The organism is Zavarzinella formosa DSM 19928 (assembly GCF_000255705.1).
GTDB classification, from domain to species: domain Bacteria; phylum Planctomycetota; class Planctomycetia; order Gemmatales; family Gemmataceae; genus Zavarzinella; species Zavarzinella formosa.
This window is the reverse complement of sequence record NZ_JH636439.1, coordinates 672,185-684,834: the sequence shown is the minus strand read 5'-3', so window position 1 is coordinate 684,834 and position 12,650 is coordinate 672,185. Positions and strand designations below refer to the sequence as shown.

The window sequence follows — 12,650 nt, the reverse complement described above, 5'->3', positions numbered from 1 at the left end:
CTTGCACCTCGTCCCGCGCTGGCTTATCATACCATTCCTACCTCCGCAGTGCGGTCCTTCCTCTCCCGCCTCTGGAATTGTTTGATCATGCACTTTCTCACGCGCCTTGCCTTGTCGGTGATGATCCCTCTGGCCGTCGTATCGACCGCCATTGCCGATGATTCCCCCCAATTCAACACACACATTCGGCCACTGTTCAAAGCTTATTGCACCGAATGCCACGGCGAATCGGAGAAGCCGAAAGGGGGTCTCGACCTTCGCCTGCGACGGTTTGTGTTGAAAGGCGGCAAGGGCGGGCCATCGTTGGTTGTCGGCAAACCGGACGAAAGCTTGTTGATTGAAAAGATCCGCTCCGGGGAGATGCCGCCGGGCAAAAAGAAGCTCACCCCGGCCGAAGTTGATCTTCTCAGCAAGTGGATCGCCACCGGGGCAAAGGTGGAAACAGACGAACCCGCCACTCTGGCAACGGGCTTCCAGATTGCCCCCGAGGACCGGCAATTTTGGGCATTCCAACCGATCCGGCGGCTCGCCGTTCCCAAAGTCGAAGACCACGTTCGCACACCGATTGACGCCTTTTTGGCGGTGAAACTCCACGACAAACAAATGCGATTTTCGGCCGAGGCCGATCGCGTGACGATCATTCGCCGACTGACCTTCGACCTCATCGGTTTGCCGCCGACCACGGCCGAGATTGATGCCTTTGTCGCCGATCAAGATTCGCAGGCTTATGAGAAACTCGTTGATCGCCTGCTTGCCTCGCCGCGATACGGCGAACGGTGGGCGCGCCACTGGCTTGACGTGGCTGGATACGCGGACTCTGAGGGGGGATCTCCCGAAGATCCTCTGCGGGCAAACGCTTGGAAATACCGGGACTACGTCATCCGGGCGATGAACAAAGACAAACCTTTCGATCAGTTCATTCGTGAGCAACTGGCCGGGGATGAACTCGCCGCAACGCCTTGGAACCTCACCGACCCGGAGACGGTTGAAAAACTCACTGCCACCGGCTTCTTGCGGATGGCCCCTGATGGCAGCGGGGCGCCCGGAGCCGATCAAAAGCTGGCGAGGAATGCCGTTGTCACCGACACGGTGAAAATCGTCTCCAGCGCGTTCTTGGGAATCACGGTGGGCTGTGCCCAATGCCATAATCATCGCTACGACCCGGTTCCGCAAACAGATTTTTACCGGCTCCGGGCATTCCTCGAACCCGGTTACGACCCGGCGGCCTGGAAGCCACCGGCGGCCCGCCAACTATCCCTCTACACGGAGGCTGACCGCAAGAAAGCCGCCGAGATTGAAACGGAAGCGGCCAAAATCGACAAAGATCGGTTGGCAAAGCAACAGACGTTCATCGACCAGACATTCGACAAAGAAGTGGCCAAGCTGCCGGAAGCCCTCCGCGAACCGGCGAAACTGGCCCGCAAAACGCCGGAAGCAAAACGAAACGCGGAACAAAAGAAACTGATGCAAGAACACCCGAGCCTGAACGTCTCGGCCGGGTCGCTCTATCTCTACGACTCCAAAGCGGCCGCCGAGTTGAAGAAACTCGTGGAACAGGCGACGGAAGTGCGAAAGAAAAAACCGGTGGAAGAATTCGTCCGGGTGTTGACCGACACACCGGGCAAATTGCCGCCAACCCACTTGCACCATCGCGGAGACCCCGATCAACCGAAGCAAGTCGTCGCCCCCGGCGGGTTGACCGTTCTCGATGATGTGTTGCCCCTGCCCAATCCGCAAGCCGTTCCCGGCGGATCGTCCGGCCGACGGCTGGCCCTCGCCAAATGGCTGACCGATCCGAAACATCCGCTGACGGCTCGAGTGATTGTCAACCGTATCTGGATGGAACACTTTGGCCGGGGTCTGGTCGGCACCCCCGGCGATTTTGGCCGGCTCGGCGAACGGCCGACACACCCGGAATTGTTGGACTGGCTGGCCTCCGAGTTCGTATCAACCGGCTGGAGTCTGAAGCAACTTCACCGCCTGATTCTGACTTCCGTTGCGTATCGACAATCCTCGGCTCGTAATGCAAAGACCGACACCGATCCGGATGACCGATTGCTGGGCCGATATCCCCTGCGCCGGCTTGATGCCGAGGCTGTCCGCGATGCCTCGCTGGCCGTCAGCGGGAAGTTGAATCTCGAACAGTTCGGCCCGCCCGTCCCCGTGATGGAAGACGACGCCGGAATGGCTGTCATCGGCAAGGCAAATCGCGACGGAGCGGGTTACAAGCTGGGCGACGAATCTCTCCCCACCGGTCAGGAATCTCGCCGCAGCATTTATGTGCAGGTTCGCCGGTCAAAGCCGCTTGTTGTGCTGGATGTGTTCGACTGGGCCACCATCGAACCGAATTGCGAAGCCCGCAAGTCGTCGACCGCCACTCCGCAATCGCTGTTGTTGTTGAACAACGAATTCACGCTGGCCCAAGCCGCCCACTTCGCCGACCGCGTGAGGAAAGAAGCGGGTACAGACCCGCGCAAACAGGTGACACTCGCGTGGCGGCTCGCTTATGGAACCGAACCCCAATCCATCGAGGCTGACAAAGCAATCGCGTTTGTGGCCAGCCAGACAAATATCTTTGAATCAGCCGCCCCGCCCCCACCGCCGATGAAAAACGCGGCCGCCCCAACGAAAGTCAAAGGCAAAGGCCCGATTGAACCGCCGCCCCCGCCTCCGACCGCCGCCGAACGGGCCTTGACGGTTTACTGTCAGGCGTTGTTGATTAGCAATCGGTTCCTGTACGTCGATTAAATGAGCGAAGACAAGAGCCTCGTCATGCAAGTGGCAAATCTCTTGTCTGTGACATGACGATTGACCCAGCGCCATCCCGCACTCTGTCGATTCCTGAACGCCGGAGCATCCCCGATGCCTTCAAATACCTCTTTCCCCATGACTCGGCGCCAAGCCCTCCACTCCGGCACTTTCGGGGTCGGCACCCTCGCCCTCGCCTGGATATTGAACCGGGATCAACTGCTGGCCGAACCGGCGAAGCCGGATCTTGAGCGAAAACGATTCGACCTCGCCTTGAAAAAGCCGCATCATGCCCCGAAGGCCAAGGCAATGATCTCTCTGTTCATGCAGGGAGGACCGAGCCACATGGATTTGCTCGACCCGAAATCCGAATTGACGAAACTCGACGGCAAACCCTTTCCCGGCCAGATCAAATACGACAATGCGGCCGAGGCCAGTTCGACAGTTCTCGGCTCGCCGTGGAAGTTCGCCAAACACGGGCAATCGGGAATTGATGTTTCCGAATTGTTGCCTCATACCGCCGGAGTGATCGACGACATCTGCGTTGTCCGGTCGATGCACACGGATGTGAACAACCATGTTCAATCGATTCATGCGTTGAACACCGGCCGGATCGTCAGCGGGCATCCGACGCTTGGAAGTTGGGTTTGTTACGGCTTGGGTTCGGAAACGCAAACTCTGCCCGCATTTGTCGCCCTGCCAGACCCGGTCAGCCTGCCCGTCAGCACGACGGAACACTGGTCCAACGGCTGGCTGCCGGCGGTTTATCAGGGAACGGTTGTCCGGCCCCGTGAACCACGGATTCCCAATCTCGACCCGCCGCCGTATCTGAAGGGTGAACCGCAACAAAAGTTGCTGAAATACCTGGAAGAGTTAAACCGCGATCATCTTTCCAAACGACCCGGCGAACTGGACTTGGAAGCCCGGATCGCAAGCTATGGCCTGGCCGCTCAAATGCAAACGGCCGCGAAGGAAGCCCTCGATCTTTCGCAAGAGACCGAGGCGATCAAAAACATGTACGGCATGAACGAACCGGCGACAGCCGATTACGGCGCCCGCTGCCTCATCGCCCGCCGTCTCATCGAACGCGGCGTGCGTTTCGTTCAAGTGTTCACGAGCAATCAGTTCTGGGACAATCACGGCTCGATCCGCACCACTCTCCCGGCGGCCTGCAAAAAGACCGACAAACCGGCGGCTGCCTTGGTGCGGGACCTGAAACAACGTGGCCTCCTCGATTCGACGCTGGTAATGTGGGGCGGCGAAATGGGCCGTTTGCCGGTGATTCAGAACAATGCCGGCCCGGCGAAAGTCGGCCGGGACCACAACACCTACGGTTTCACGATGTGGTTCGCCGGCGGTGGCATGAAAGGGGGTCACGTTCACGGAGCGACCGACGAATTCGGTCATCACGCCATCGAGAACAAGGTATCCCAACACGATTTCCACGCCACCCTGCTCCACTTGTTTGGGCTGGACGCGAAGAAACTCGTCTACTCGCGGAACAATCAAGAATTGAGTCTCCTCGACGGGCATGAGGGCCGGATCGTGAAAGAGATCTTGCGATGACGGGACTTGAGGGGTGAAACTCTCACCTTTCTTTCATGAAGCCTCCCCGAGAGATGGTAGAATCGATTCCCATCACTTTAGGAGACCGACCATCATGCGAATCCTCTCACTGTCAGCCCTGATCCTGCTGTCTGTCAGCGTCCAAGCCGCTCCCACCCTCGCCGACAAGCCGGCCAAATGGGAGTATGCCGAAGTCACCTATCGCAATGTTCCCAGTCGGCCAGCCATCGCCAATGCCGATGGTTCGGAAACACCAGCCACCCCGGCCTCTGTGACGATCCGGTGGATCACCGTGACCGGAGAGGCGGAATTGAAAGGCTGGGGCGAGATGGCAGACAAGTTGAAAATGACCGCCTTCAAAAAGGACGGGTCCGTCGCTTTTCAAAAGCTTCAGATTTTGAATCAACTCGGCAGCGAAGGATGGGAACTGATCGATCAGCAAGTTGGGCAACCCACGTCGACGGCGCGAGGACCAGGAGACGGAGGTTTCGGAGTACGCACTACCGGGGTTTCAAGCTCGGGCACTTGGATGTTCAAACGACGAGTGCCGTGACGCGGAAAGGATCACCGAAAAGGAACCCATTTTCCATCCGGGCCAATCACTTCATTTGGCCCAAAGTTTTTTTTGTAACTCACGGACGGGCAACCTTCAACGAAATACCCAAGATACCCAAAAGGCATGTTTCGCCGGGCGACTTCTTCCAGAATCCGCATCACGTTGAACGTACCGAGCGAGCGATCCCGGTGATCGGGATCATAATAAAAATATATCGCCGAAAGCCCTCGCGGAACAACATCCACATAGCCCACGGCGATGAGGATGCCATCCAGATAATAACACCACTCCTCGGTCGGCAGCGGCCCTTCGACGAACGTTTCCCGATAGGATTTTACGTCTTTCGGATCATGCTCCGGCCAGCCCTTCGCCTCGACTTGATGTTCATGAAACCGATCATATAGCCGGAGTTTTTCCCGCGTGGCTTGGGCGGGGCCGATGCGAAGCTCCAAGTCCTGATTGTCCCGCACCGCCCTTCGCTGGCTTCGGTTTGACCGGAATGTGGAAATCGGCACCCGAAGCGACTGACAACCCCGGCAGGTCTCGCAAACCGGACGAAAGAACGCATGGCCAAACCGCCGCCACCCGGCGTCCAAACGGCTCTGCAATTCCTCACGAGTACATTGGACCACCATCTCATACCGCATGGTGGCCTGTTCGCTTGGCAGATAAACACAACGATGGGTCGGGGTGGTAAAGGAGGCCAGCGAGATCATGGCATCATCCGTGAGTCGTCAGGTCGTTTCAACAAACGCGGACGATACATAACGGCTTTTTGCCGAAATAAATCTGTCCGCGTTTTGACCTGCTTCATCGTAACACAAATACCCCAAGAATCGAAGGCTTACTCCACAAACGCCACATCCACTGGGTTGGCGATCACACCCGCCTGATATGCCTCGGTGAGCAACCGCCGGACGGCTTCCCGACCGCGCGGGCCATAGTCCAGCGTCCATTCGTTGACATACATCCCCACAAACTTGTCCGCGAGGGTGATGTCCATGTCGCGGGCATACTTCAAAGCGTGTTGCAGAGCGTCGGCCCGGTGATCGAGCGAGTATTGGATGCTCGCCTTGATGAGTTTGCTAACACGGGACATCAGTTCATCGCCCAAGTCCCGCCGGACCACGTTGCCGCCCAACGGCAATGGCAGCCCGGTTTTTTCCTGCCACCAGACGCCGAGATCAACGACGAGTTTCAGGCCCTGATTTTGGAACGTGAGTTGTCCTTCGTGAATAATCAAACCGGCCTCGACCTTTCCGCTGGCCACGGCATTGATGATCTCGTCAAACGGCATCACTTCATATTCAAACCCGCCCGGCAACAGCAATCGAAGCGTGAGGAAAGCGGTTGTCATCGTGCCCGGAATGGCAATTTTGACTTTGCTCAGGTCGCCGATGCTCAGCGGTTTGCGGGACACGACCATCGGGCCGTATTTGTCCCCCATGCTACACCCGCTTGGCAGCAAGGCATATTTGTCCATCACATACGAATAAGCATGAATGCTGATCGCGGAGACTTCCAGTTCTCCCTTCATCGCCCGGCGATTCAGCGTTTCGATGTCCTGCAATTCGTGGACGAAGTGCAAGTCGCCGGTGTCGATCTTGTCGTTCGCCAACGCATGGAACATGAAGGCATCATCCGGATCGGGGCTGTGCCCGACGCGAATCACTTGCTTGCCGTTGTTATTGCTCATCTTAATGGCCCGCCCGTTTCAAAAAGTCCTTGGTCACATCCGCCTGCGGATCGTCAAACACCTGCCCCGGAACCCCCGACTCGGCCACCCGGCCCTCGGCCATCACGACGACGTGATTGGCCACCTGCCGGGCAAAGCTCATCGCATGAGTGACGACAATCATCGTCTGCCCCTGCCGGGCTAGATCGGTGATGACGCCCATCACCTCGTCCGCCATCTTGGGGTCCAGGGCGCTGGTCGGTTCGTCGAACAGGATCGCCTGGGGCTTAACCGCAAGAGCGCGGGCAATGGCAACACGCTGCTGTTGCCCGCCGGAAAGTTGTTCCGGCTTGGCGTTCTTTCGTTGCGACAATCCCACACGATCCAGCAGGGCCTCGGCCGTCTTCCTCGCCTCGTCGCGGGCTTGGTGCAAAACAAACCGGGGGCCGGCCATCACGTTTTCCAAGGCCGTCATGTGCGGGAACAAGTGAAATTGTTGAAAGACCATGCCAATGGTGCGGCGAAGGTCCAGCAATTTGCCGGGGGCCGACGCCCCCTTGGCGGCCAGTTTGGTGGTCCCGACCCGGATGTCACCGGAATCGAATTGTTCCAAACCGTTGATGCAGCGCAGCAACGTGCTTTTGCCCCCGCCGGACGGGCCGATCATCGCGGCCACCGTCCCCGGTGACACGTTCATGCAGACATCGCTGAGAATGCGACGAACGCCGTGGCTTTTCACCAATTGAGTGACTTGGATCACGCTCCCACCTCCTTCGTCGAGCTCAAACGCCGTTCCAGTCTCCGGGCCAACAACGCCAGCGGGTAGCTCATCATCAAATAGAGGGCCGCCGTCAAAAACGCCAGTTCCACAATCAGGGTTCGGTTGAAGTTAAACAGCTCATTATACTTTCGCGTCAGCTCCGTCACGAAGATGATGGAACACGCGGATGTGTCTTTAAACAAGGCGATGAAGTCGTTGGTCACCGGTGGAATCACCACGCGGAACGCCTGTGGGGCCGTCACCCGCCGAATGGCTGTCCAACGTGTCATCCCAAGGGAAAGAGCTGCCTCCATCTGCCCTTTGGGAACCGCCAGAAATCCGGAACGATAAATCTCCGCTTCGTAGGCCGAGTAGTTGATCGCCAGCCCCAATACCCCGGCGACGAACGGGCTGAGCCACCCGATCAGGTTGGCATGACCGGCCCGCGAGAACAACTCCGGGATCATGTAATAGATAAAAAACAGTTGCAACAATAACGGCGTTCCACGAAGAACCTCCACATAGAGAGCGCACGGAACGGATAGCCATCGAGGCCCATACACGCGGGCCATGCCGACGAAGAAACCGATCAACATGGCAAGCGGGAAGGAAAGGAGAGCCAACAGGATCGTCATCCCGGCGGCGACGACCAATTCGCCGATCAATTCGGGCCACTGGCTTTCTTCTTCAGGCAAGTTTGCCGGTGGCCACGGTTTGTCCAGTTCGGCGGTCAGGCTTTCTTGGTCCGCATTCCAAAGGCCGTACTTCTCGTAAATCTTTTGAAACGCTCCGGATCGCAATCCTTCGGCAATCGCGGCATCCAATTGACGGCCAAATTCCTCGTCAGTCTTTCGGTAGTAAATAACGTAATAGCCCGGCAATTCGCCTGGTTGGACTGGACCGCCCGCCAGTTTCAAATCCGGATATTCCTGAAGGAAATACGATGCGGCCGGCCCGTCTTGCACGGTGGCGTCCATCCGCCCGTCATTAACGAGCTTCATGACGTTCGCCACATCCGGGTTGGTCTTCAAATCAATTGAGAGCAACGGGAGGAAGCGACCGGCTTTGCCGTACCTCTTTTTCAGATAGCGGTGGGCAACCGTTCCCCCCAACACGCCGACGGACTTGCCGGAGAGATCATCCCATCCTTGAATCCCTGTTTCCGCGCCGACCACAAGCGACAGGCGGTAAACGTAATAAGCCCTCGTCACGCCGTATTGGGTCGAGAGATCCTTGCGGAGTTCGTAACCATTGAGAACGATGTCCACGCCACCGGCGACATCGGCGGGTTTGTTCAATTGTTGCGGAAGGTTGGCCCAATCCCCGGAAACCATTTCGGCTTCACGTCCGAGTTTTTCGGCCAAATAATCGGCCACATCTTTCTCGAAGCCGGTGTATTCCCCGGTTTTCTTGTCTTTGAAGATGTAAGGGGCGCCGCCGGTCGGATCGGTTCCCCAGCGTAATTTCGGAGTCTGGCCCAGGCTTTGGCCGGATAGCCCGACAATCCCGACGAGACACAGAAGCAAAAAGCGAAGTGCGGATGCTTCCAATTTCGGCATTCTCCCAAATGTCACGCGACGACGTCATGAGGTCTGGTGAAAGAAACAAAAACATTCAACACATGGTGAAAGTAGAGTACCGGCCGCCCGACAGGTTCACCACATTTTTTTGCCGACCACCGGCCTCTTTCCGGTAGAACCTTCCCTGTCGCCCGCACACCGTTTCTCTCCGGGGATTTTCCCATGCGTTTGTTGAGTCTGGCAATTCTGTTTGTGGCCGGTTCCCTTGCCTTTGCCGACGACAAAAAAGGCAACGCCCCGATCCGGGTCGCCTGCGTCGGAGATAGCATCACGTTCGGGGCGGGTGTCGAAAATCGGGATGTGAACAACTACCCCAAGGTGCTTGGAAACCTGTTGGGCGACAGTTACGAAGTGAAGAATTTCGGCGTCAGCGGGGCGACGTTGTTGAGCAAGGGAGACAAGCCTTATGTGAAGGAAAAAGCCTTCACCGATGCGAAGAAATTCAACCCGAACATCGTCATCATCAAGCTCGGAACCAACGACTCGAAGCCGCAAAATTGGAAGCTGGAAGCCAATTTCGTGGCTGATTACAAGGCGTTCGTCAAGGAATTCCAATCGCTGGAAGCGAAGCCGCAAGTGTATGTGTGTCTGCCGGTCCCGGCCTATAAGGGGAACTTTGGCATCACCGAACCAGTCGTGAAAGACAAAGTGAAACCGAAGATCGAAGAAGTGGCCAAATCGCTCGATCTGCCGGTGATCGATCTCTACACAGCCCTGAGCGACAAGCCGGATCTGTTCCCCGACCAGATCCATCCGAACGCGGCCGGCGCAAAGTTGATCGCGGTGACAGTCCAAAAGGCCATTACGACGAAGAAGTAATTCAACCTTTTTTCTGCTGGTTCAGCCGGTAAATGAAGGCAAGAATGGCGGCCACCGCCTGGTAAGCCTGCGGGGGGATTTCTTGGTCGATGTTGAGCAGACTCAACACCTGCACCAGATTCTTGTCTTCCCGGATGGGGATGTTGTTATCGCGGGCCAGCTTCATAATCTGTTCCGCGATTCGCCCTTTTCCCTTGGCCACCACCACGGGCGCATTGTCTTCCCCCTGTGTGAATCGCAGGGCAACGGCTCTTTTCTGGGTTGCCATCGTCAGACCCTCACATCAAGCATGGAAACCCCGACGGGAACACCCGCCTTGAAGGCATTCGCCTGTTGCCGCGTTTTTGCGGGCAATTCGGAAGTGCTTCGCACATCCACAAACACTTGCTGAAAACCAATCGATCTCACTTCCTGATTCAAATCCCCAAGAGCGGCCTTCGCCGCGTTTCGGGCGTTGTCTTGTTCGATGTACAAGATGCTGCGAAACGAACCGGAATGCACTTGTACGTCAATATAAGTGTCCCCAAATTCCGTCATTTCCGTGTGCATAAAGATGTCGTAACCCTGCGAGGATCGCCCGTCCGGAGTGTTGTCGGCCATTTCAGGGGTGATCGTCAGATCCATCGTTCGCCATTGGTTCTGATCCCAAACCGGCAATTGCAACCGGATTCCCTCGCCTGACTGGGAGGCCAACACGTTCAAAGCTTGTTGGGATTCGATGGAATTCAACGCATCGTGCAAAGGGGTGGCCCGTTCGACCGGCCCCGCTTCTTTCAAGGCCTGCATCACTTGGCCCTTCACATCCCCGACCGGAATCTGTTCGGCCTCCTTGGGGGTCACCTTGTTCGCCACCGCCTCGGCAAGTTTGGATTCATACATCAAGCCGCCATGTTTTACGAATTGCGCAATCTGTCCTGCGTCAGGTGGCTGGCCTTTCTGCGGAAGAAGGGCGGTCAGAAAATCAGTCAGATTTTTGAGCGACTCGGCGGCACCGGTCTTCGTCGTCTGAGCATCGACTGCGCTCGCCGGTTCGGCCTTCGTCGCCGGTTGAAAAAGATTCTGCACCACCGTGCCAATCTCCGGACGGTTCGGCGATGATCGGATCAAAGCAGTCGCCAATTGGACCGGCAACTGCGGCGTGTCAGCCAAGGGCGTGAGAACCAATCCACGCGGGGTCGTCGTCACCTTCACAAAAACCGGGCCATTGGAAGTGTCCGGAACTTCATCCGCGAAGCGAGCTGCGAACTCCCGGCCATCGCTGCTCACCAAAACTTCTCCTGCTTGAAGAGCCGGATAAAGTTGCGATTGTTGAACCGTCGGCCCGGTGACTTGCTTCCCGACGGGTTGCGGAACAACAGTCGCGGCTTGTTGGGCGGCGGGTTGATTCGTCGTTGGTGTCTCGCCCTCGGGCACCGGAACCGCAACCTCCGCCGGGGTCGCCGCCTCGGTCGGAACCACCGTTTTCACCGGAGCCTTCGGAGTGGCATCAGGTGCGGGCAACACTTCCACCCGAATGATCGGCTGGCTGAAAGTGGGAATGTTCCGGGCCAGCAAAGCTGGCGTGTACACTGCCGGATTGGTGAACAGTCGTGTCGGCGCGGGAGCGCTCTTGGCGTTTGCCGGGGCGGTGGCGTCACCCGTTTCGAGCGTCACGGTGGTGGTCTTGCCGTCGCCAAGATCAACGATTCCCTTGCCGTTCTCTTGAAACCGCACGGTCACCGTTGATCCGGGCGTCAGCGAGTTGTCGGTTGTTCGCAAAAGGAGTGTTGTGGTCCCGAGATCAAGCAACGCCTGCCCGCTTTGCACGCTTTTCACGACGGCTGTGATTGGCACGCTGGGAAGCAACTGCGCCGCCAGATCAGCGGCTTGCAAACGACCATTGGCTTGGCCGCCGCTGGTGGCGGTCGTCAGTGCGCCCGTGACAGTCGATGAAATTTGCATCGCAGTTTCCCTTGGCAACCAATGGCCTGATCGTTGCCTGATTCACCGCCGTTTACCACTGTTCGCATTCAACACGTATTTTGCCCCGTCTTGAGATTAAATCGAAGTCTTTGGAAGAAATTGGCAAAAACTTTTCTCATAACTGGCACATCCCGTCAATCTTTCGCAGCTTGAATCCCGATAGATGTGGCATGGACGTAACCAACAACCGAATCGACCTGCTCACCCGAGTGATGGACACCGCGGCGCTTCGGCACAAGGTGATCGCCAACAACGTTGCCAACGTGAACACGCCCGGCTTCAAACGGTTGGGTGTGGAATTTGAACAGACACTGTCCAAGGCCATCGAAGCCGGAACACCGGTGACATCGGTTAGCCCGACGATCGTGACCGACGACACAACCGCTGAACGGGTGGATGGAAACACCGTGGACATCGACCGGGAAATGCAACAACTGAGCATGAACAGCCTTCTTTACACGGCTGCCTCGCAAATCTTGGCTAACCAGCTTGCCCAATTGCGTAGCGCCATCGCGGGCCGGTAACTTTTTGGAGGTGTTCAAATGGCCGTGAACAAATTATTTACCGCCGGAGCCATCAGTTCCACGGGGATGTCAGCCGAGCGATTGCGAATGGAAGTGATTGCGAACAACATCGCCAACGCCAATTCCACCAAGAGCGCGAATGGCGGAACTTTTCGCCGTCAGGAAGTGGTTTTCGCGGCGGTGATGGATCGATTCGCGGGCAAGGAACACCCGACCTCCTCCGGATTGCAAGGGGTGGAGGTGGTGGAAATCGTCGAAGACCAATCGGAGCTTCCGAAACTTTACATGCCCGCCCATCCCGACGCGGACACCAACGGCTACGTGACCATGCCGAACGTGTCGTTGCCCGTCGAAATGGTCAACCTGATGACGGCTTCACGGGCCTACGAGGCCAACGTGAAGGCAGCCCAAACTTTCCGACAACTTGGCGATCAAGCCCTGGCCATCCTACGGAGCTAAC

Annotated in this window: 12 protein-coding genes; 6 read left to right on the top strand and 6 right to left on the bottom strand. The window is 57.3% G+C overall.

The window, feature by feature from the left end; all coding sequences use genetic code 11:
- Nucleotides 1–87 precede the first annotated feature (87 nt).
- From BGIM_RS0103790 to BGIM_RS0103780, 3 genes are all read left to right on the top strand, one after another.
- Complete coding sequence (locus BGIM_RS0103790) at nt 88–2,748, top strand: PSD1 and planctomycete cytochrome C domain-containing protein (protein ID WP_020468469.1); 2,661 nt, start codon at nt 88–90, stop codon at nt 2,746–2,748.
- Between the two features lie 138 nt (nt 2,749–2,886).
- Nucleotides 2,887–4,314, top strand: a complete 1,428-nt coding sequence (locus BGIM_RS0103785; RefSeq protein WP_020468468.1) for a DUF1501 domain-containing protein — start codon at nt 2,887–2,889, stop codon at nt 4,312–4,314.
- 94 nt (nt 4,315–4,408) lie between these two features.
- Nucleotides 4,409–4,867 carry a hypothetical protein gene (locus tag BGIM_RS0103780; protein ID WP_020468467.1) on the top strand — a complete coding sequence of 153 codons (459 nt, stop codon included), beginning with the start codon at nt 4,409–4,411 and terminating at the stop codon, nt 4,865–4,867.
- Between the two features lie 11 nt (nt 4,868–4,878).
- Here the strand turns inward: BGIM_RS0103780 and BGIM_RS0103775 are convergent, their stop codons facing one another.
- The 4 genes from BGIM_RS0103775 to BGIM_RS0103760 form a co-directional block, all read right to left on the bottom strand.
- Nucleotides 4,879–5,586 carry an arginyltransferase gene (locus tag BGIM_RS0103775; RefSeq protein WP_020468466.1) on the bottom strand — a complete coding sequence of 236 codons (708 nt, stop codon included), beginning with the start codon at nt 5,584–5,586 and terminating at the stop codon, nt 4,879–4,881.
- Nucleotides 5,587–5,714: 128 nt separating this feature from the next.
- Nucleotides 5,715–6,566 (bottom strand): menaquinone biosynthesis family protein, encoded by an 852-nt coding sequence (locus BGIM_RS0103770; protein ID WP_020468465.1) that lies wholly within the window; start codon nt 6,564–6,566, stop codon nt 5,715–5,717.
- 1 nt (nt 6,567) lies between these two features.
- Entirely contained in the window at nt 6,568–7,305 is a 738-nt protein-coding gene (locus BGIM_RS0103765) for an amino acid ABC transporter ATP-binding protein (protein WP_020468464.1), read from the bottom strand.
- Nucleotides 7,302–8,864 carry an ABC transporter permease subunit gene (locus BGIM_RS0103760; protein ID WP_020468463.1) on the bottom strand — a complete coding sequence of 521 codons (1,563 nt, stop codon included), beginning with the start codon at nt 8,862–8,864 and terminating at the stop codon, nt 7,302–7,304. The genes BGIM_RS0103765 and BGIM_RS0103760 overlap by 4 nt, the downstream gene beginning before the upstream one ends.
- Before the next feature lie 183 nt (nt 8,865–9,047).
- Here BGIM_RS0103760 and BGIM_RS48530 point away from each other — a divergent pair, with 183 nt between their 5' ends.
- Nucleotides 9,048–9,704, top strand: coding sequence for a GDSL-type esterase/lipase family protein (locus BGIM_RS48530; protein ID WP_020468462.1), 657 nt, complete (start codon nt 9,048–9,050; stop codon nt 9,702–9,704).
- Nucleotide 9,705: 1 nt separating this feature from the next.
- On the opposite strand, the gene BGIM_RS0103750 is transcribed toward BGIM_RS48530, so the two are convergent.
- Both BGIM_RS0103750 and BGIM_RS0103745 read right to left on the bottom strand, forming a co-directional pair.
- Nucleotides 9,706–9,972 (bottom strand): EscU/YscU/HrcU family type III secretion system export apparatus switch protein, encoded by a 267-nt coding sequence (locus BGIM_RS0103750; protein ID WP_020468461.1) that lies wholly within the window; start codon nt 9,970–9,972, stop codon nt 9,706–9,708.
- 2 nt (nt 9,973–9,974) lie between these two features.
- Entirely contained in the window at nt 9,975–11,645 is a 1,671-nt protein-coding gene (locus BGIM_RS0103745) for a hypothetical protein (RefSeq protein ID WP_020468460.1), read from the bottom strand.
- Nucleotides 11,646–11,836: 191 nt separating this feature from the next.
- Between BGIM_RS0103745 and BGIM_RS0103740 the strand changes: the two genes are divergently transcribed.
- Both BGIM_RS0103740 and flgC read left to right on the top strand, forming a co-directional pair.
- Nucleotides 11,837–12,190 carry a flagellar basal body rod protein FlgB gene (locus BGIM_RS0103740; RefSeq protein ID WP_020468459.1) on the top strand — a complete coding sequence of 118 codons (354 nt, stop codon included), beginning with the start codon at nt 11,837–11,839 and terminating at the stop codon, nt 12,188–12,190.
- 18 nt (nt 12,191–12,208) lie between these two features.
- On the top strand, nt 12,209–12,649 hold the full coding sequence (flgC, locus tag BGIM_RS0103735) for a flagellar basal body rod protein FlgC (RefSeq protein ID WP_020468458.1): 441 nt from the start codon (nt 12,209–12,211) through the stop codon (nt 12,647–12,649).
- Nucleotide 12,650: the final 1 nt, after the last annotated feature.